Source organism: Cryobacterium sp. TMT1-2-2 (assembly GCF_004403505.1).
Lineage (GTDB): Bacteria > Actinomycetota > Actinomycetes > Actinomycetales > Microbacteriaceae > Cryobacterium > Cryobacterium flavum.
Window position 1 is genome coordinate 197,186 of sequence record NZ_SOGS01000002.1, and the last position, 19,437, is coordinate 216,622.

The window sequence follows — 19,437 nt, forward strand, 5'->3', positions numbered from 1 at the left end:
GAGCCTGAGGCTAGGGCACGTAGACTCGATAAGGTGCCATTTGCACCCGCGTACCTTATCAATTGAACGGAACACCCCTCCCATGGCTTCTACCGCTGATATCAGAAACGGCGTCGTACTCAACATGGATGGCCAGCTTTGGGCCGTCGTCGAGTTTCAGCACGTCAAGCCGGGCAAGGGTGGCGCCTTCGTTCGCACCAAGATGAAGAACGTCGTCTCCGGTAAAACCGTTGACCGTACCTTCAACGCCGGCGCCAAGATCGAGACCGAAAACGTCGATCGTCGCGACTTTCAGTACCTTTATAACGATGGCGACGCCTACGTCTTCATGGACGTCGCCGACTACGACCAGATCACCGTGTCCGCCGCTGTTGTCGGCGATGCGAGCAACTTCATGCTCGAAAACCAGGCGGTGACCGTGGCGCTGCACAACGGCAACCCGCTGTATGTCGAGCTGCCGGCATCCGTCACCCTGGAAATCACCTACACCGAGCCGGGCCTGCAGGGCGACCGCTCGACCGGCGGCACCAAGCCCGCCACCGTCGAGACCGGCTACCAAATTCAGGTTCCGCTGTTCCTCGAACAGGGCACCAAAGTCAAGGTCGACACCCGCACCGGCGACTACCTTGGTCGCGTCAACGAATGAGCGCACGTACCAAGGCTCGCAAGCGCGCCATTGACATTCTGTACGCGGCCGATGTGCGTCAGATCAGCATTCCGGAGTCGCTGGCAACGGAGGCTGAGCGTGCAGCGAGCGAGCCGGCTCGACTGGCCTCGTGGCTCTACGCCCGTGAGCTCGTCGACGGCGTCGTCGACCACCGGGAAGAGATCGACGAACTGATCGAGACCTACTCGCAAGGCTGGTCGCTTGCGCGCATGCCCAACATCGATCGCGCCATTCTGCGCATCGGCATCTGGGAGATTCTCTACAACGATGCCGTACCGCACGCCGTCGCCATCGATGAAGCCGTCGAAGCCGCCAAGATTCTCTCAACGGATGACTCGGCCGGCTTTGTGAACGGACTGCTCGGCAAGATCGCCCAAACCGCACCGTCGGCCTGACGACCCAACAGACTCGGCTCCTGCCGGGTTCGACTCGAAGCCAGCGAAGGACACGCACATGGATAACACCGGAACAGACGCTCCCCGCGATCAGCCGAATCCGACGAATCCGTATCAACCCGTGCCGCCGACGGGCGTGCCAGCCGGGCCGTTCGTGCCCCCGCCGTTCGTGAGTGCACCGAAGACCAACACCCTGGCCATCGTGTCGTTCGTGTCGTCGTTCTTCATCGGCCTTGTGGCCATCATCACGGGACACATTGCGCTCGGGCAGATTCGCGCGCGGGGCGAGCTGGGCCGTGGCTTCGCCCTGGCCGGTCTCATCATCGGATACTTCATGGTCGCCGTGACAAGCGTTCTGCTGGTGTTGTTGATCGTCTTTGCCTCCGCTATCGGGGCGTTCCTGGTCGCCGTTGACTCCAATTCCAGCTCCTTCGATGGGGGCTCGCCCACGTCGTCGGCGGCTCCCGAGTCGCCCGCGCCGCTGCCGACCGGTCAGCTCGGCGCCGCAAACTTCGACGCTGGTTATCTCGAATTCGGCACCGGCGCGGTCATCATCGACGAGTACGTCGACCCCATGTGCCCGTTCTGTGCCCAGTTCGAGCAGACCAACGGGGAACTTCTCGCTGCTGGAGTGGCGAGCGGCGACATCACGCTTCGAGTGCACTCACTCACCTTTCTCGACTCGCGGTCACAGGGCACGAACTACTCCAGCCGCGCCTCAGCCGCACTGACCTGCCAGGCCACCCTGAACCCCGACGAGACCCTCGCCTTTCTGTCGGCTCTGTTTGCCAACCAGCCCTCCGAACAGACCGCCGGGCGCAGCAATAGCCAACTCGCCGACCTCGCGCCAGGCTCGATCAGCATCGCTGACTGCCTCGAATCCGGGGATTACGAGGGCTGGTCCCAGCAGAACACCGAGGCCGCGCTGACCAAGATCGATGGAGCCGACATTCCGTCGGTTGCCGGCACGCCCACCGTGCTCGTCGACGGCGTGCACTACACCGGCAGCAACACCGACCTGGCCGAATTCCAGGCCTTCGTCGCCGCTGCCTTCTAGCGCGGTGCACCGGAAGTCGTTGGTGCGCCCACAAGGGCGTGCCAACGACTAAGCTGAACCTATTCAGACATCCTTTAATGATCCGTCCTGTGAGACGGGGAAGGAGGTCGGCATTTGGCGCACATTGTGCTCACTCAGGCTGACATCACCCGCGCGTTGACTCGAATTTCCCACGAGATTCTGGAGTCCAATCGGGGCCCGGAAAACCTCGTCATCCTCGGTATCCCGACACGCGGGGTTATTCTCGCTCGCCGCATTGCCGAGATCATCCAGAGCATCGAACCCGCGGCAACGGCCGTGCGAGTCGGATCGCTTGATGTCACGCTCTACCGCGACGACCTCGCCCACGGCCGCACCCGCACGCCGTCCCGAACCGAAGTGCCCGGCAGCATCAACGGTGCCACCGTCGTCCTGGTCGACGATGTGCTGTACTCGGGCCGCACCATCCGCAGCGCCCTCGACGCGCTCGGTGATCACGGCCGCCCCACCATCGTGCGTCTGGCGGTTCTCGTCGATCGTGGCCACCGCGAGCTGCCAATTCGGGCCGACTTCGTGGGTCGCAACCTGCCGACGGCCGCCGACGAGCGCATCAACGTGCACCTCGAAGAGATCGACGGCGACGAATTCGTCTCGATCGACGGCGGGAGCAACCGATGAGGCACCTGCTGTCTACCAAGGACCTTTCCCGGGACGAAGCGATCAACCTGCTCGACATTGCCGAAGACATGGCGGATGTCGCCCAGCGGGAGGTCAAGAAACTCCCGACTCTGCGTGGCAAGACCGTCGTCAACCTGTTCTTCGAGGACTCCACCCGCACCCGCATCTCCTTTGAAGCCGCCGCAAAGCGCCTGAGCGCCGACGTGATCAACTTCAGCGCCAAGGGATCGAGCGTGTCGAAGGGTGAAAACCTGAAGGACACCGCGCAAACCCTCGCCGCGATCGGTGCCGACGGAGTCGTCATCCGCCACCCGGCCTCCGGCGGCCCGGCGGTACTCGCCGCGAGCGGCTGGATCGACGCCGGCATCATCAACGCCGGCGACGGCACCCACGAGCATCCCACCCAGGCCCTGCTCGACGCGTTCACCATTCGCCGCCGCAATCATGGCCCGGCCTCGCGCGGCAAGGGCCTCGACGGGGTGACTGTCACCATCGTGGGCGACGTGCTGCACTCCCGGGTCGCCCGCTCCAACCTGTGGCTCCTCACCACCCTCGGCGCCGAGGTCACCTTCGTGGCCCCGCCCACCCTCCTGCCGAGCGACACCTCGCTCTGGCCTGCCCGGTTCAGCTTCGACCTCGACGACGCGATCGACGCCGGCCCCGACGTGGTCATGATGCTGCGCATCCAGACCGAACGGATGAGCGCGGCCTTCTTCCCAAGCAGCCGCGAGTACTCCCGGGTGTGGGGCCTCGACGACGCGCGATTCGGTCGGCTCGGTCCGGCTAGCATTGTTATGCACCCGGGCCCGATGAATCGTGGTTTGGAGATCTCTTCGGCGGCGGCCGACTCCGCTAATTCCACCGTGCTCGAACAGGTCACGAACGGTGTCTCCGTGCGGATGGCCGCACTCTACTTGCTCTTATCCGGTGACCGGAAGGAATCAAAGAATGTCGATTGACGGTTTGCAACAGCGCTGGCTGATTCGCGGGGCGACCCTGCCGGACGGCACGGGCACGGATATCCGTCTTGATGGTGCACGCATCGTCGAGCTGGGGTCCGGCCTCTCCCCGAGCGGCGCGAGCGTGATCGACGCCGACGGGCTCATCGCGCTGCCCGGTCTGGTCGACCTGCACGCCCACCTGCGCGAACCCGGCTACGAGCACAGCGAAACCGTGCTGAGCGGCAGCCGCGCTGCCGCCCGCGGCGGCTTCACGAGCGTGTTCGCCATGGCCAACACCCTGCCGGCACAGGACACCGCCGGGGTGGTCGAGCAGGTGCTCGCCCTCGGCGAAACCGCCGGCTACGTCGACGTGCAGCCGATCGGCGCCGTCACCGTGGGCCTGGCCGGCAAACAACTCGCCGAACTCGGCGCCATGGCCTCCAGTCGCGCCCGCGTGCGGGTGTTCTCCGACGACGGCTTCTGCGTCTCTGACCCGCTGCTCATGCGTCGCGCCCTCGAATACGTGAAGGCGTTCGACGGCGTCATCGCCCAGCACTCGCAGGAACCGCGCCTCACCGAAAAAGCCCAGATGAACGAGGGCGCCCTCTCCGGCGAACTCGGCCTGGTCGGCTGGCCGGCCGTCGCCGAAGAGTCGATCATCGCCCGCGACGTTCTGCTGGCCGAACACGTCGGGTCACGCCTGCACGTCTGCCACGTCTCCACGGCCGGCTCGGTCGACGTGATCCGCTGGGCCAAGGCCCGCGGCATCAACGTGAGCGCCGAGGTCACGCCGCACCACCTGCTGCTCACCGAAGATCTCGTGCGCGGCTACGACGCCCGGTTCAAGGTGAACCCTCCGCTGCGCAGCCGCGAAGACGTCGAAGCCCTGCGCGCCGGACTCGCCGACGGCACCATCGACATCGTCGCCACCGACCACGCCCCGCACCCCGCCGAAAGCAAGGACTGCGAGTGGGACGCCGCCGCCAACGGCATGATCGGGCTGGAATCAGCGCTGTCGGTCGTGCACGCCGCTGTCGTCGCGACCGGGCTGCTCGACTGGGTCGACATCGAACGTGTGCTCTCCCGTGCGCCCGCTCACATCGGGCGCGTCACTGGTCAGGGCAACCCGATCGCGGTCGGGTCGCCGGCCGAACTGACCCTGTACGACGCTGCGGCCACCCGAGTGTTCGGCCGCGCCGACCTCGCCGGCACGAGTACAAACTCCCCGTACCTGTCAATGACCCTGCCGGGCGAGGTGCGCGCAACGTTCCACCGCGGCTACGCCACGGTGCTCGATGGAGCAGTGCGCAGCAGCCTCGAGATAGCCGGTCACGCGAGCGGAGTACTCACTCATGGATAGGTCCATCCCCGCCATCATCACAGCGCTCGTCCTGCTCGGCGTCCTCGTGCTCATGTGGCGCAGCTGGCGAAAGCGCAGCCGGCGAGACGCCGGGCTCAGTGCCGGCTACCCGATGCCAGGCAGCGCCGCAGTCGAGCTGGCCAGGGCCGAGGCCTACTACGTGGCGACCACGCCCCGCGACGCACCGCTCGAACGCCTCGCCATCCGTGGCCTGGGCTTTCGCGCCCGCGCCGCCCTGACCGTGTCCGAGACCGGCGTGGTGCTGGATCTCGACGGCAACCAGCCGGTGTTCGTCTCGGCCGCAGCCATCGACGCGATCGGCGCCGCCCAGGTCGCCATCGACCGTGCCGTCGAAACTGACGGACTCGTTCGTCTGAGCTGGCGACTAAACTCGGCCGCCAGCACCGACGACCGCCGTGCCGTCGACAGCTTCTTTCGCATCATCGATCCGAATGATCGCGCTCGCCTCGTCGACTCGATCCGAACCATTACCGCCGCGCGCACAGATCCGGCCCATCAAGACGAAAGTGAGGCCTGACGTGCCCGACTCCACCGCACCAGACCAGGCAGATTCCACCGAATCAGCCGAACAGGCAACCCCCGAGCAGTCCGTCTCGGGCGTGGCCGGATCGGGCCAGCCCGCAGCATCCGTTGCGCTGAACGCCACCTTCTCCGTGACGGACAAGCCCGGCCCAGCCGTACTCGTGCTCGAAGACGGTCGCCGCTTCGTGGGCCGCAGCTACGGCAGTGAGGGGCAGACTCTCGGCGAGATCGTCTTCGCCACCGGCATGACCGGCTACCAGGAGACCCTGACCGACCCGTCCTACGCCGGGCAGATCGTGCTCATGACCGCCCCGCACATCGGCAACACCGGCATGAATGATGAGGACATGGAGTCCCGTCAGATCTGGGTGGCCGGCTTCATCGTGCGGGAACCCGCGCGTATCGCCTCTAATTTTCGCGCCACTCGCACCCTCGACGATGATCTCGAAGAGCAGGGCGTGGTCGGGATCAGCGGTATCGACACCCGGGCGATCACCCGTCACATCCGCTCCGCGGGTGCCATGAGGAGCGGTATCTTTTCCGGTGATCTGTTCGGCCTGTCCGAGAGCGAACAGCTCGAACGGGTGCGCTCGGGCGCGGCCATGCGCGGCCGCAACCTGTCGCTCGAGGTCTCGACCGTCGAACCCTTCTCCATCCCCGCCGTCGGAGAACGCATCGGCTCCGTCGCGGTGCTCGATCTCGGCGTGAAGACCAGCACGCTCACCTACCTGGCCGAGCGGGGCTTCGAAGTGCTCGTGCTGCCGCAGTCGGTGACCGCAGAGCACGTTTTGTCGCTGAAGCCCTCAGCCCTGTTCTTCTCGAACGGACCCGGCGACCCGGCCGCCTCCGACGCCCACGTCACCCTGCTGCAGGAGGTGCTGCGCGCGGGCATCCCATACTTCGGCATCTGCTTCGGCAACCAGCTGCTCGGCCGCGCGCTCGGCTTTCGCACCTACAAGTTGCCGTTCGGCCACCGGGGAATCAACCAGCCGGTGCTCGACAAGACCACTGGGCGGGTCGAGATCACCTCGCAGAACCACGGTTTCGCCGTCGACATGCCCATCGAGGGCATCCACGACTCCCGCGCCGGCTTCGGACGGGTTGAAGTGAGCCACTACAGCCTCAACGACCAGGTCGTCGAAGGCATCCGCTGCCTCGACATCAACGCCTTCTCGGTGCAGTACCACCCGGAGGCCGCCGCCGGCCCGCACGACGCCAACCACCTTTTCGATCGATTCAGAGACGTTGTGCTGGCTTCGCAGAGCGCCAATGCAGGAGAAACCAAATAATGCCCAAGCGCGACGATATCAACAGCGTTCTTGTCATCGGCAGCGGCCCGATCGTCATCGGCCAGGCCTGCGAGTTCGACTATTCCGGCACCCAGGCCTGCCGCGTTCTGCGCGAGGAAGGCGTACGCGTCATCCTGGTCAACTCGAACCCGGCCACCATCATGACCGACCCCGATTTTGCCGATGCCACCTACATCGAACCGATCACCGCCGAGATTCTTGAGACGATCATCGCGAAGGAACGACCGGATGCGATTTTGCCCACCCTGGGTGGGCAGACCGCCCTCAACGCGGCCATCCAGCTGCACGAGCGCGGAATCCTTCAGAAGTACAACGTGGAGCTGATCGGCGCGAGCTTCGACGCTATCAACAAGGGCGAAGACCGCATGATCTTCAAGCAGCTCGTGCTCGACGCTGGCGCCGACGTGGCCCGCTCGTATATTGCCCGCACCGTCGAGGAAGCGATCGGCTACGCCGATGACCTCGGCTACCCGCTCGTTGTACGCCCCTCCTTCACCATGGGCGGCCTCGGAAGCGGCTTCGCTTACACCGAGGTGGAACTGCGCCGCATCGTCACTGACGGCCTGCACCACAGCCCGACCACCGAGGTGCTGCTCGAAGAATCCATTTTGGGCTGGAAAGAGTACGAACTCGAGATGATGCGCGACACGGCCGACAACACGGTCGTCGTCTGTTCCATCGAAAACGTCGACCCGGTCGGCGTGCACACCGGCGACTCGATCACCGTCGCCCCGGCGCTCACCCTGACCGACCGTGAATTCCAGCACCTGCGCGACATCTCGATCGACATCATCCGCGCCGTCGGCGTCGACACCGGCGGCTGCAACATCCAGTTCGCGATCAACCCGGTCGATGGCCGCGTCATCGTGATCGAGATGAACCCGCGGGTGTCGCGTTCCTCCGCCCTGGCCAGCAAGGCGACCGGCTTCCCGATCGCCAAGATCGCCGCCAAACTAGCCATCGGCTACCGCCTGGATGAGATCCCCAACGACATCACCGGAGTCACCCCGGCGAGCTTCGAACCCACGCTCGACTACGTCGTGGTGAAGGTTCCGCGGTTTGCGTTCGAGAAGTTCCCGGCCGCTGACCAGCGGCTGACCACGACCATGAAGTCGGTCGGCGAGGCGATGGCCATCGGTCGCAGTTTCGCCTCCGCCCTGCAGAAGGCACTGCGCTCGCTCGAAAAGCGCGGCTCGAGCTTTCACTGGGGCGCGGAGGCCCGCTCTGTCGAGGAACTGCTCGCCGCCGCCGAGATTCCCACCGACGGCCGCATCGTCACCGTGCAGCAGGCCCTGCGCCGCGGCGCGACAATCGACGAGGTCTTTGCTGCGACCAAGATCGACCCGTGGTTCATCGACCAGATCGTGCTGCTCAACGAGATCGCCGAGCAGGTCAAAGCCGCCGACCGACTCGACCGCGACGTCATGATCCTCGCCAAGGACCACGGCTTCTCCGACGCGCAGATCGGCGAACTGCGCGGCTTTGGCGAAGCGGATGTGCGCACGGTGCGGCACATTCTCGGTGTGCGCCCCGTGTTCAAGACCGTCGACACCTGCGCGGGGGAGTTCCCGGCCCTCACGCCGTACCACTACTCGAGCTATGACACCGAGACCGAGGTTGTCGCCAGCGACCGCCGCAAGGTCGTTATCCTCGGGTCCGGACCGAACCGCATCGGGCAAGGCGTCGAATTCGACTACTCCTGTGTACACGCCTCCTTCGCCCTGTCGGACGCCGGATATGAGACCATCATGATCAACTGCAACCCGGAGACGGTCTCCACCGACTACGACACCAGCGACCGACTGTACTTCGAACCGCTCACCCTTGAAGACGTGCTCGAGGTCATCTACGCCGAAAGCCAGAGCGGCGAACTCGTCGGCGTGGTCGTGCAGCTCGGCGGCCAGACCGCGCTGAGCCTGGCCCGCGGGCTCGAGGCGGCCGGCATCCCCATTCTTGGCACCACGCCCGACGCCATCGACCTGGCTGAAGAGCGCGGCCTGTTCTCGGAGATCCTCGACGACGCCGGCTTGCTCGCCCCCCGCAACGGAACAGCGATCGACTTTGCCGGCGCCGTGGTGGTGGCCGAAGAAATCGGCTACCCGGTGCTCGTTCGCCCGAGCTACGTGCTCGGCGGACGCGGCATGGAGATCGTCTACGATTCCCCATCGCTGGCGGACTACTTTCAGCGCATGGCCGGACAGGGAATCATCGGGGCGGGGCATCCGCTTCTGGTCGACCGTTTTCTCGACGATGCCATCGAGATCGACGTCGACGCCATCTACGACGGCCACGAACTGTACATCGGCGGCGTCATGGAGCACATCGAAGAAGCCGGCATCCACTCCGGCGACTCGAGCTGCACCCTGCCGCCGGTCACCCTCGGGCGCGCCGAAATCGACCGTGTGCGCGAAGCGACCCTCGGCATCGCCCGCGGTATCGGCGTGAAAGGCCTGCTCAACGTGCAGTTCGCCATCGGCGCCGGAGTGCTCTACGTGCTGGAAGCCAACCCGCGCGCCTCGCGCACGGTGCCTTTCGTCGCGAAGGCACTGGGCATCACCCTCGCCAAGGCCGCCGCGCTCATCATGGTCGGCACGACCATCGCCGAGCTGAAGGCGGAGGGCAAGCTGCCGCTCATCGACGGCTCCCGCGTGCCGATCGAAGCGCCGGTCGCCGTGAAGGAAGCCGTGCTGCCGTTCAACCGGTTCCGCACCCCCGAGGGCCTCGTGGTCGACTCCATCCTCGGCCCGGAGATGCGTTCCACCGGCGAGGTCATGGGCATCGACCGCGACTTCCCGCGGGCGTTCGCCAAAAGCCAGCTCGCCGCCTACGGCGGAATCCCGCTCTCCGGCACCGTGTTCGTGTCGGTCTCCGACCGCGACAAGCGAGCGATCATCCTGCCGATGCTGCGCCTGCAGCAGCTTGGCTACGAGATCACCGCAACCATCGGCACCGCCGAGGTGTTGCAGCGAAACGGCATCCGTGCCCGCGTCGTGACCAAGTTCAGTGAGAAAACCGGCGAGGACGACGTCTCCATCGTCGAGCTCATTCGCCGCGAAGAGATCCAGATCGTCATCAACACCCCCGGGGGCAGCACGGCCCGCGCCGACGGCTACGAGATTCGTGCCGCCGCAGTGGCCGGCGACCTGCCGCTGTTCACCACGATCGCCGAACTCAGCGCCGCAGTAGCCTCGATCGACTCGATTCGCGACGGGTTCGAGGTGACCTCGCTTCAGGAATACGCCACGGCCCGAACCGCTCTGCTGTGAACAGCGGCCGTGCTGTGAGCCCGGTTTCCTTTGGTGACCGGCTCGAGCGGATGTTTGCCACTTACGGCCAGCTCTGCGTGGGCATCGACCCGCATTCCTGGTTGCTCGGTGAGTGGAACCTGCCCGACACCGCGGCCGGCGTCGAATCGTTCGGTCGTGCCGTCGTCGCGGCTGCGGCCGGCCGGGTGGGTATCGTCAAACCGCAGGTCGCCTTCTTCGAACGCTTTGGTTCGGCGGGCTTCCTGGCGCTCGAACGCGTGCTGGCCGACGCCCGGTCGGCCGGCCTGCTCGTGATCGGCGACGCCAAACGCGGCGACCTCGGTACGAGCGTCGAAGCCTACGCGCAGGCCTGGTTCACGCCCGGTTCCCCGCTCGAAGTGGATGCCCTCACCCTCGCCGCGTACATGGGTGTCGGTTCGCTCGACTCACCATTCACCCTCGCCGCATCGAACGGCAAGGGTGTGTTTCTGCTGGCCGCGACCTCCAACCCCGAGGCCGCGGACGTTCAGCGTGCCATCGTGGCCGACGGTCCGTTCCAGGGATCGAGCGTCGCCCGGGCCATTCTCGACGACGTGGGAGCGCGGAACGCGCGGGCCGGCCCTAGTGCGGCATCCGCTGGTCTGGCGACCGGTCTCGGGTCGATCGGCGTCGTGCTCGGAGCCACTCTCGACCTGGCCGCCTTCGGCATCGACGTGCAGCGGGCGCCGACCGAATTTCGAACTCCCGTGCTCGCACCCGGTTTTGGTCACCAGGGAGGGAATATTATGGATCTGACCTTGATATATGGTGAATACGCCGGAGGGGTTATCGTGAGTGAATCGCGCAGCGTGCTCTCGGCCGGACCCCACCGGATCGAAGAAGCCATTGAGCGCCGAGTAACCGAAGTAGGTGCCGTTCGTGGCTGAAAACCGTCCCACCCCGCCCGAAGTCGACCGGGTGGCTGCGTCGCGCGCCGCCGTCGCTGCCAGGCGAGCCCGCGCCAAGGTCAAAGCCGAGGTTGCTTCGGGCGAACGAACCGCCCTCGAGGTGCTCGCCACCGCGATCAAGGACCCGATCGGGGTCGAGGGGCGGCTGCGAGTGACCGAGCTGCTCGTGAGCATTCCGGCCATCGGTGTGACCAAGATGCAGCGCATCATCCATCGGCTCGAAATCTCGCCGTCTAAGCGGCTCGGCGGCCTGGGCCGGCACCAGCGCGACCGGCTGCGGGACTTTCTCTCCGAACGACCTGCCCTGCGGCACAGCACTGCCGACTCCAAACTCATCGTCCTGGCCGGCCCCACCGCGGTCGGCAAGGGCACCGTTGCCGGCTACATTCGCAAGAATTACCCCGACGTGCTGCTCTCCGTCTCGGCGACGACGCGGGCGCCGCGCCCCGGCGAAACCGAAGGGGTCAGCTACTACTTCGTCTCCGACGACGAATTCGACCGCATGATTGCGGCCGACGAACTGCTCGAATGGGCCACAGTGCACAACGCCTACCGCTACGGCACTCCCCGCGGCCCGGTCGATGCCGCCATCACCGCCGGCAACAGCGTGCTGCTCGAGATCGATCTGCAGGGCGCTCGCGCCGTTCGCCGTGCCATGCCGGAAGCCCGTCTGGTGTTTCTACTGCCGCCGAGCTGGGACGAACTGGTGCGTCGTCTGATCGGCCGGGGCACCGAAGACGCGGCGGAACAGGCCCGCCGTCTGGAGACCGCGAAGCTGGAATTGGCCGCCCAGGGGGAGTTCGATTACCGCGTGATCAACCACGATGTCGCCGACGCCGCCCGCGAGGTCGTAGACTTGATGGAGATCCGCGCTGCATCCAGCATGCCGTAGCGCCCGCATCTGCTGATTTGCGCGTCTCAGGGCGCGTATCCATCTCGCATGTACCGTTCAACAACAGATTCGCACGCCGCCTCAGGCCGTGCTCTATTAGGAGTGTGACACCAATGGCGAACAAGCCCACTGGCATCATTGACCCGCCCATCGACGACCTGCTCTCCAAGGTCGACTCGAAGTATGCCCTCGTGATTTTCGCGTCCAAGCGGGCGCGTCAGATCAACGACTACTACGCCGACCTGCACGAAGGCAGCCTGTTCGACAACGTCGGACCGCTCGTCGACTCGACCGTCGAAGACAAGCCGCTCTCGGTAGCCCTGCGCGAGATCAACGACGACAAGCTCGTCTCCCGCCCCATCGTCGAGGCCTAGAGCACTCACCACTAAGCGCGCAGGATGAAGACACCTCGCACGATTGTCGTCGGTATCACCGGCGGCATCGCAGCGTACAAGGCCGTCAACATCGTGCGCGCTTTCGTGTTGAACGGCGACTCGGTGCACGTGATCGCCACCCCGGCCGCGCTGCGCTTCGTCGGCAAGCCCACCCTGGAGGCGATCTCCCGCAATCCGGTGCACACCGACCTCTATGAGGGAGTCGCCGAGGTGCGCCATGTCGCCATCGGCCAGGGTGCCGACCTCATCGTCGTCGCTCCCGCGACGGCCAACAGCATCGCCAAAATCGCCGCCGGCCTCGCCGACGACCTGCTCGGTAACACCATCCTGGCCAGCACCGCGCCGCTCGTGATCGCACCGGCCATGCACACCGAGATGTGGAATAACCCCGCCACGGTCGCGAATGTGGCCGTGCTGCGCTCGCGCGGTATCACCATCGTGGGCCCCGGCGTCGGTCGGCTCACCGGCACCGACTCCGGCGCGGGCCGCATGGAAGAGCCGGACACCATCGTCGCGGTGGCGCTGGCCGTGCTCGACCGGGCGATGCCTGCTGGTGAGGCTGCGGCATCCGCTGTGCCGGATCTCGCCGGTCGCCGAGTACTGATCAGCGCCGGCGGCACGCGGGAACCGCTCGACCCGGTGCGGTTCCTCGGCAACCGCTCGAGCGGTAAGCAGGGCGTCGCGCTTGCCCAGGCGGCCCTGGCCCGCGGGGCCTTGGTCACCCTGGTCGCCGCCAACCTCGAGGTGGCCGTTCCGACCAGCATCACGACCGTTCTCGTGGGCAGTGCCCTTGAGATGCACGAGGCCATGACGCGCGCCGCCGGAACGGCCGACGTCATCATCATGGCCGCCGCGGTCGCCGATTATCGGCCCCGGTCCGTGCAGGTCGGCAAGATCAAAAAGGAAGACGTGGGGGACACCCTCACGCTGGAACTGGTCAAGAACCCCGACATTCTGGCCGAGCTCTCTACTGCCAGCCGGCCGGGTCAACTGATCATCGGCTTTGCCGCCGAAACCGAAACGGATGCCGACCGGCTGCTGGCCCTCGGTCGCGACAAAATCACCCGAAAGGGCTGCGATTACCTGGTCGTGAACCGGGTGGGGCAGGACGCCGGTTTCGGCACGGAACGTAACACCGTGACGGTGCTCGATCGCCACGGAGTTATAGTGAATGAGGTCTCCGGCAGCAAGATGTCGGTGGCCAATTGCATACTTGACCTGATCGGTTAGCCTCAGCTGCGACCGGCATTCAACTTCTACAGAGACGGGCCAGATGAGCGATCTTCGCCTCTTCACCTCGGAATCAGTCACCGAGGGTCACCCCGATAAGATCTGCGACCAGATCTCCGACAGTATCCTCGATGCTCTCCTCACGGACGACCCGCACAGCCGCGTCGCTGTTGAGACCCTCGTCACCACCGGCCTCGTGCACGTAGCCGGCGAGGTCAGCACTGAGGCGTACGTCGAGATTCCGTCGATCGTGCGCAAGTGCATCACCGACATCGGCTACGATTCCTCCGACGTCTGGTTTGACGGCCGATCCTGCGGCGTCGAAATCTCCATCGGCGGCCAGTCGCCCGACATCGCTCAGGGCGTCGACAACGCCTTCGAAACGCGTGAGCAGTCCAGCCTCGACGACTTCGACCGGCAGGGCGCGGGCGACCAGGGCATCATGTTCGGGTACGCCACCCGCGAGACGCCCGAACTCATGCCGATCCCGATCTGGATCGCGCACCGCCTGGCCGAGCGCCTCGCCTTCGTGCGCAAGAGCGGCGAACTCGACTACCTACGCCCCGACGGCAAGACCCAGGTCACCATCGGCTACGACGGCATCATTCCCCGCACCGTCGAAACCGTCGTGGTATCGACGCAGCACGCGCCGTCCGTGACCACACAGCGGCTGCGCGCCGAGGTTGAAGAACTTGTTATTCGCCCGGTGCTCGAGCGCATCGACCTTGACTCCTCCGCGCTGGCAACGCTCATCAACCCCACCGGCCGCTTTGAAATCGGGGGCCCGCAGGGTGACGCCGGCCTCACCGGGCGCAAGATCATCATTGACACCTACGGCGGATCGAGCCGCCACGGCGGCGGTGCGTTCAGCGGCAAGGACCCGTCTAAGGTCGACCGTTCGGCCGCGTACGCCATGCGCTGGGTTGCCAAGAACGCTGTTGCGGCGGGCCTGGCCGAACGCCTCGAGGTGCAGGTCGCGTACGCGATCGGCAAGGCGTCCCCGGTCGGTCTGTACGTGGAGACTTTCGGCACCGGGGTGCTGCCCGACCGGGAGATCACGGCGGCGATCCGGGACGTGTTCGACCTGCGTCCGGCAGCGATCATCCACTCACTCGACCTGCTGCGGCCCATCTACGCGCAGACCGCCACCTACGGTCACTTCGGCCGGGAGCTGCCCGACTTCACCTGGGAGCGGCTCGACAAGGTCGACGACCTGCGAAGCGCCGCCGGCCTCTGAAACCGGCACAGTCATGACGCACACCGGCCTCGTCGCACGGGTGCTGATCGATTCCCCCCTGCCGCAACTGGACCACCTGTTCGACTACGGCATACCCGCCGAACTGGTCGGGCAGGTGGCCGCTGGCGTGCGCGTGAAGGTGCCGTTTCGTTCCGGCGGTCGCGTCGTCGACGCCTACGTGATCGAGGTATTCGATCCGCGCGCCCCGCGAGGGGTTGTCGATTTTGAAGCGGATGGCGCCTACCGCGGCGCCCTCAGTGAGCTCGACTCGGTCGTGTCCACGGCCGTCGTGCTCACGCCTGACGTCTGGAAACTGGCCCGCCGCCTAGCGGATCGGGCGGCGGGGAACGCGAGCGACATCATCCGTCTCGCTGTTCCGCCCCGCCAGGTGCGAGTCGAAAAGGCCTGGTTGGCCGCGATGTCTGCGCCCGTCGAGACCGCCATTCCGGCACCGTCACCCGTCCTTATCGCCCTGGCCAACCCGGCTTTCGTCGGCTACCCGACCGGCCGCCTCGACACCGCCATCGTGGAGCGCCACCGGGTCGCCGTCGCTGCGATCCCCGAACTCACCCAGCTCGAGGACGGCACTTCCATCGGACGCTGGGCGAAAACTCTCGCCGAACTCGCCGTCGCCACCCTCGGCACCGGGCAGAGCGCCATTCTGTGCGTTCCCGACTTTCGCGACCAGGACCAGGTGCAGGCCGCCCTCGCCCAGCTTGCCCCCGACCTTCCGCTGAGCCGGGTCGACGCCCGCCAGCCCAACCCCGACCGGTACCGTGCCTTCCTGGCCTGCCTCGAATCCGCGCCGCGAATCATCCTCGGCAACCGGTCTGCCGTGTATGCCCCGGCGCACGACCTCGGCCTGATCGCTCTCTGGGACGACGGCGACCCGCTCTACACCGAGCCGCTCAGCCCCTACGTCAACACTCGCGACGCCGCCCTCGTGCGCCAGCAGGACGCCGACTGCGCCCTCGTGCTGCTCGGCCACTCCCGCAGTGTCGAGACCCAGCGCCTGGTTGAGCTCGGCTACGTCAGCGAGGTGAGTCCCGCCGCCGACCGGCACCCGCGCATCATTCCGACCGATTTTCAGTCCGAGCCCGATCAGCAGGCTCGTGCGGCCCGCATCCCCTCGGCCGCCTGGCAGGCCGCCCGCGAAGCGCTCCAACACGGCCCCGTTCTGGTGCAGGTCGCCAGCCCCGGATACGCGCCCATGCTCGCGTGCCAGAGCTGCAAGAAGGCCGCCCGTTGCACGCACTGCCAGGGACCGCTCGGCCTCAAATCGGCTTCCGCCGTGCCGTCCTGCCGGTGGTGCGGCGCCCTGGCCGCCGGCTGGACCTGCCTGCACTGCGAGGGCACCAAACTGCGCGTCGTCACGCTCGGTACCGGCCGCACCGCCGAAGAACTCGGCCGCGCCTTCCCGGGGGCGCGAGTGATCGTCGCCGACGGCGAGCACACCGTGCAGACCATCGGCCCGCAGCCGGCCCTCATCATCGCCACCCGCGGCGCCGAACCGGTGCCGACCGGCGGCTACCGGGCCATCCTCATTCTCGACGGCGAACGCATGCTGGCCCGCGAATCCCTTCGCGTCGGTGAAGACTGCCTTCGCTGGTGGGCCAACGCCGCCGCCCTCGCCGCACCCGGCGCGCCCGTACTGCTCACCGGAGTCGGCGGCGCCCTGGCCCGGGCACTCAACTCCTGGCGGCCCGACACGTTCGCCGCGAGCGAGCTGGCCGACCGTCGTCAGCTGCGCTTTCCGCCGGCGGTGCGGGTTGCGTCCGTGACGGGAACCGCCGCTGACGTCGATGCTGCCCTGGCCGATCTGGCTGCGGTCGCCGGCCTCGACGTGCTCGGTCCGGTGGACACCGAGCCGCTCTTGGTGCGGGCGGTCGTGCGGTTCGGCTACGCCCGAGGCGATGAGGTCGCCCACGCGCTCAAGGCGGCGGTCGTGCGCAACGCGGCCAGGCGTCGCAAGCCGAAGTCCGGCTCGTTCCCACCGGCACCTACACTTAGAGTTCGATTCGACGACCCGGAGCTGCTCTAAATGAAACTCGTCTTTGCTGGCACGCCCGAGGTCGCCGTCCCCAGCCTCACTGTCCTGGCCGGGACCGATCATGAGATCGTCTCCGTGATCACCCGAGCGGATGCCCCCCTCGGCCGCAAACGCACCCTTACCCCGTCGCCGGTCGCGCAGGCTGCGACCGAACGGGGCTACCCGATGCTGAAGACCAACCGGCTCGATGCGGAGGCGACCGATATCATCAGCGCCCTGCAGCCCGACCTCGGCGTCATCGTCGCCTACGGCGGAATCGTGCGCGAGCCGCTGCTCTCCGTTCCCCGCCTCGGCTGGATCAATCTGCACTTCTCAATCCTGCCGCGCTGGCGCGGTGCATCGCCGGTGCAGCGTGCCGTCCTGGCCGGCGATGAACTCACCGGTGCTGCCGTGTTCCAGCTCGTGCCCGAACTCGACGCCGGTGCCGTGTTCGGCAGCTTCTCCCGCCCCGTCGGAGTACATTCCACATCGGGAATACTTCTGGAGGAACTGAGCCATAGCGGAGCGGACCTGCTGCTGCGAGTCGTCGACGAGCTCGCCGCCGGCACCGCCGTTGCCGTCCCGCAGACCGGTGAGGTGACTCTCGCGCCCAAACTGGTGCGGGAGGACGCGCGTATCGATTTCGGCTGGCCGGCAGCGTCCGTCTACAGTCACATTCGTGGTGTGACACCCGAACCGGGCGCGTTCACCACCGTGAACGGCGCCGTTCTGAAACTTCTCGAGGTCGCGCCGAGCGCCCTCGAACCTCATCTGCCTGCCGGAACCATTTTGCAGCTCGATAAAACAGTGCTCGTGGGCACGCAGACCGAACCGCTGGTTCTGCTGCGCGTGCAACCGGCCGGAAAGACAGCAATGACAGCAAACGACTGGTGGCGCGGAGTGGGAGCAGAATCGGTGACGGTTTCATGAGCGATGATCGCGCGCGTATGGATCGGGCCGGCACGACGCCGGCCCGCTCTCGCCAGGCCCCGGCCGACTACGTGCAGCCGGCCCGCCGCATCGCCTACGAGGTGATAGCCGCCGTTCGCGAGTCCGACGCCTACGCCAACCTGCTGCTGCCGACCCGCATTCAGCGCGCCGCCCTGGGCACAGCGGATGCCGCCCTCGCGACCGAGCTCACCTACGGCACCCTGCGCATGCAGGGGTTCTACGATCGCGTCATTGCCCTCGCCGCGAACCGGCCGGTGAGCGCCATCGACCCCGCCATTCTCGACGTGCTGCGTCTCGGCGCCCACCAGCTGCTCGCCACCCGCGTCGCGACCCACGCCGCGGTCAACGAATCCGTCTCGCTCGCCAAACAGGTCGGCTCCCGCTCCGCGACCGGCTTCACCAACGGGGTGCTGCGCACCATCGCCCGGTCGAGTGCCGAGGAATGGCGCGAGCGCGTGCTCGAAGGGGCGGTCAACGTCGACGACCGGCTCGCCGCCGAATACTCGCACCCGGCCTGGATCGTGCGCGCCTTCCGCCAGGCGCTCAAAGCTGAAGGCCACGAAGACGAGCTCGCCGACCTGCTCGCTGCCGACAACATGGCCGCCAAGGTCAATATGGTCGCACTGCCCGGCCTCGCCACCGACGCCGACCGTGAACGACTGGGCCTCGCCGACGAATTCTCTCCGGTCGGTTTCGTGCTGGATTCCGGAGACCCGTACCACTTGGTGACCGCCACGGAGGGTCGCGTTCGGGTGCAAGATGAAGGATCGCAGATCGCTGCCTTGGCGCTCAGCCGGGCCAAGCCGATCGTTGCGGGGGAGCGTTGGCTCGACCTGTGCGCCGGCCCCGGTGGAAAGGCCGCCCTGCTCGCCTCCGAGGCGCGCGCCGGGGGAGCCGAACTCGTGGCGAACGAGCTCGTTCCCGCGCGGGCAACGCTCGTGCGCACTGCCCTGCAGGCTCTGCCGGAGACCGTTCCGGTCTGGGAGATCGACGGCACCACCATCGGTCAGACTCATGCCGACACGTTCGATCGCATCCTGCTCGATGCCCCCTGCACCGGCCTCGGTGCACTGCGCCGCCGACCGGAGGCCCGCTGGCGCAAGCAGCCCAAGGACGTCGCCGACTTGGCCGGCCTGCAGTCCGGGCTCCTCGACGCGGCTCTGCTCGCGCTCAAGCCCGGCGGCATCCTGGCCTATGTCACCTGCTCGCCGCACACCGCCGAGACCCGGGCGATCGTTGCCCTCGCCGTGCGCAAGGCCGGCGGCAGCGTGACCGCGCTCGACACCGCCGCCGTCGTGCAGTCCTTCAGCGCCGCCAACCTCGACCTGCCCGCCGACACCGGAAGCGTGCAGCTCTGGCCGCATCGCCATGGCACCGACGCGATGTTCATCACCCTGCTGCAGCGCGCCTCCTAGCCCCACGTCTTTTGGGCTCGTTGCGTCCAGCGGATGAGCACCCCCGAAACGGGTGCGCGCTAGGCCCGTTACCGTATCGGCCACTCAGATCGTGCGCGGTCACGCCCGTGGGTGCGCCCCCAGCCATCGGGCGCCGCGATTGCCGCACAGTCCTAGCCCGATCGCA

The 19,437-nt window shown here is 66.7% G+C and carries 17 protein-coding genes; all 17 read left to right on the top strand.

All coding sequences use genetic code 11. The features are described from left to right. Nucleotides 1–82 precede the first annotated feature (82 nt). The 17 genes from efp to E3T35_RS01205 all read left to right on the top strand — a co-directional run bounded on the left by efp (nucleotide 83) and on the right by E3T35_RS01205 (nucleotide 19,271). Nucleotides 83–646, top strand: a complete 564-nt coding sequence (efp, locus tag E3T35_RS01125) for an elongation factor P (RefSeq protein WP_092107753.1) — start codon at nucleotides 83–85, stop codon at nucleotides 644–646. After that, nucleotides 643–1,062 (top strand): transcription antitermination factor NusB, encoded by a 420-nt coding sequence (nusB, locus tag E3T35_RS01130; RefSeq protein WP_092107754.1) that lies wholly within the window; start codon nucleotides 643–645, stop codon nucleotides 1,060–1,062. Before efp ends, nusB begins: the two co-directional genes overlap by 4 nt. Before the next feature lie 58 nt (nucleotides 1,063–1,120). Next, nucleotides 1,121–2,119 (top strand): thioredoxin domain-containing protein, encoded by a 999-nt coding sequence (locus E3T35_RS01135; protein WP_134377651.1) that lies wholly within the window; start codon nucleotides 1,121–1,123, stop codon nucleotides 2,117–2,119. 114 nt (nucleotides 2,120–2,233) lie between these two features. Beyond that, nucleotides 2,234–2,776: a bifunctional pyr operon transcriptional regulator/uracil phosphoribosyltransferase PyrR gene (gene pyrR / locus E3T35_RS01140; protein ID WP_134377652.1), complete on the top strand. Its 543-nt coding sequence runs from the start codon at nucleotides 2,234–2,236 to the stop codon at nucleotides 2,774–2,776. Further along, complete coding sequence (locus E3T35_RS01145; protein ID WP_134377653.1) at nucleotides 2,773–3,735, top strand: aspartate carbamoyltransferase catalytic subunit; 963 nt, start codon at nucleotides 2,773–2,775, stop codon at nucleotides 3,733–3,735. Before pyrR ends, E3T35_RS01145 begins: the two co-directional genes overlap by 4 nt. After that, nucleotides 3,725–5,077 carry a dihydroorotase gene (locus E3T35_RS01150; RefSeq protein WP_092340063.1) on the top strand — a complete coding sequence of 451 codons (1,353 nt, stop codon included), beginning with the start codon at nucleotides 3,725–3,727 and terminating at the stop codon, nucleotides 5,075–5,077. Before E3T35_RS01145 ends, E3T35_RS01150 begins: the two co-directional genes overlap by 11 nt. After that, nucleotides 5,070–5,615 carry a hypothetical protein gene (locus tag E3T35_RS01155; RefSeq protein ID WP_134344023.1) on the top strand — a complete coding sequence of 182 codons (546 nt, stop codon included), beginning with the start codon at nucleotides 5,070–5,072 and terminating at the stop codon, nucleotides 5,613–5,615. Before E3T35_RS01150 ends, E3T35_RS01155 begins: the two co-directional genes overlap by 8 nt. 136 nt (nucleotides 5,616–5,751) lie before the next feature. Continuing rightward, nucleotides 5,752–6,909: a glutamine-hydrolyzing carbamoyl-phosphate synthase small subunit gene (gene carA / locus E3T35_RS01160; protein ID WP_134377755.1), complete on the top strand. Its 1,158-nt coding sequence runs from the start codon at nucleotides 5,752–5,754 to the stop codon at nucleotides 6,907–6,909. After that, nucleotides 6,909–10,196 (top strand): carbamoyl-phosphate synthase large subunit, encoded by a 3,288-nt coding sequence (carB, locus tag E3T35_RS01165; protein WP_134377654.1) that lies wholly within the window; start codon nucleotides 6,909–6,911, stop codon nucleotides 10,194–10,196. Before carA ends, carB begins: the two co-directional genes overlap by 1 nt. Before the next feature lie 14 nt (nucleotides 10,197–10,210). Beyond that, on the top strand, nucleotides 10,211–11,101 hold the full coding sequence (gene pyrF / locus E3T35_RS01170) for an orotidine-5'-phosphate decarboxylase (protein WP_255577875.1): 891 nt from the start codon (nucleotides 10,211–10,213) through the stop codon (nucleotides 11,099–11,101). Beyond that, nucleotides 11,094–12,014, top strand: coding sequence for a guanylate kinase (gmk, locus tag E3T35_RS01175; protein ID WP_134377656.1), 921 nt, complete (start codon nucleotides 11,094–11,096; stop codon nucleotides 12,012–12,014). The genes pyrF and gmk overlap by 8 nt, the downstream gene beginning before the upstream one ends. Before the next feature lie 113 nt (nucleotides 12,015–12,127). Further along, on the top strand, nucleotides 12,128–12,388 hold the full coding sequence (rpoZ, locus tag E3T35_RS01180; protein WP_092107764.1) for a DNA-directed RNA polymerase subunit omega: 261 nt from the start codon (nucleotides 12,128–12,130) through the stop codon (nucleotides 12,386–12,388). Between the two features lie 24 nt (nucleotides 12,389–12,412). Continuing rightward, nucleotides 12,413–13,639 (top strand): bifunctional phosphopantothenoylcysteine decarboxylase/phosphopantothenate--cysteine ligase CoaBC, encoded by a 1,227-nt coding sequence (gene coaBC / locus E3T35_RS01185; RefSeq protein ID WP_134377657.1) that lies wholly within the window; start codon nucleotides 12,413–12,415, stop codon nucleotides 13,637–13,639. Between the two features lie 43 nt (nucleotides 13,640–13,682). Further along, entirely contained in the window at nucleotides 13,683–14,876 is a 1,194-nt protein-coding gene (metK, locus tag E3T35_RS01190) for a methionine adenosyltransferase (RefSeq protein ID WP_134377658.1), read from the top strand. Between the two features lie 13 nt (nucleotides 14,877–14,889). Beyond that, nucleotides 14,890–16,917 (top strand): primosomal protein N', encoded by a 2,028-nt coding sequence (locus E3T35_RS01195; RefSeq protein ID WP_134377659.1) that lies wholly within the window; start codon nucleotides 14,890–14,892, stop codon nucleotides 16,915–16,917. Then, entirely contained in the window at nucleotides 16,918–17,835 is a 918-nt protein-coding gene (fmt, locus tag E3T35_RS01200) for a methionyl-tRNA formyltransferase (RefSeq protein ID WP_134377660.1), read from the top strand. Further along, on the top strand, nucleotides 17,832–19,271 hold the full coding sequence (locus E3T35_RS01205; protein ID WP_134377661.1) for an RsmB/NOP family class I SAM-dependent RNA methyltransferase: 1,440 nt from the start codon (nucleotides 17,832–17,834) through the stop codon (nucleotides 19,269–19,271). Before fmt ends, E3T35_RS01205 begins: the two co-directional genes overlap by 4 nt. Nucleotides 19,272–19,437 lie beyond the last annotated feature (166 nt).

What these genes read in the sequence shown, in the direction of transcription:
- efp (WP_092107753.1), top strand. Translation starts at nt 83, where the DNA reads ATGGCTTCTACCGCTGATATCAGAAACGGCGTCGTACTCAACATGGAT.
- nusB (WP_092107754.1), top strand. Translation starts at nt 643, where the DNA reads ATGAGCGCACGTACCAAGGCTCGCAAGCGCGCCATTGACATTCTGTAC.
- E3T35_RS01135 (WP_134377651.1), top strand. Translation starts at nt 1,121, where the DNA reads ATGGATAACACCGGAACAGACGCTCCCCGCGATCAGCCGAATCCGACG.
- E3T35_RS01145 (WP_134377653.1), top strand. Translation starts at nt 2,773, where the DNA reads ATGAGGCACCTGCTGTCTACCAAGGACCTTTCCCGGGACGAAGCGATC.
- E3T35_RS01150 (WP_092340063.1), top strand. Translation starts at nt 3,725, where the DNA reads ATGTCGATTGACGGTTTGCAACAGCGCTGGCTGATTCGCGGGGCGACC.
- E3T35_RS01155 (WP_134344023.1), top strand. Translation starts at nt 5,070, where the DNA reads ATGGATAGGTCCATCCCCGCCATCATCACAGCGCTCGTCCTGCTCGGC.
- carB (WP_134377654.1), top strand. Translation starts at nt 6,909, where the DNA reads ATGCCCAAGCGCGACGATATCAACAGCGTTCTTGTCATCGGCAGCGGC.
- rpoZ (WP_092107764.1), top strand. Translation starts at nt 12,128, where the DNA reads ATGGCGAACAAGCCCACTGGCATCATTGACCCGCCCATCGACGACCTG.
- coaBC (WP_134377657.1), top strand. Translation starts at nt 12,413, where the DNA reads ATGAAGACACCTCGCACGATTGTCGTCGGTATCACCGGCGGCATCGCA.
- metK (WP_134377658.1), top strand. Translation starts at nt 13,683, where the DNA reads ATGAGCGATCTTCGCCTCTTCACCTCGGAATCAGTCACCGAGGGTCAC.
- E3T35_RS01195 (WP_134377659.1), top strand. Translation starts at nt 14,890, where the DNA reads ATGACGCACACCGGCCTCGTCGCACGGGTGCTGATCGATTCCCCCCTG.
- fmt (WP_134377660.1), top strand. Translation starts at nt 16,918, where the DNA reads ATGAAACTCGTCTTTGCTGGCACGCCCGAGGTCGCCGTCCCCAGCCTC.
- E3T35_RS01205 (WP_134377661.1), top strand. Translation starts at nt 17,832, where the DNA reads ATGAGCGATGATCGCGCGCGTATGGATCGGGCCGGCACGACGCCGGCC.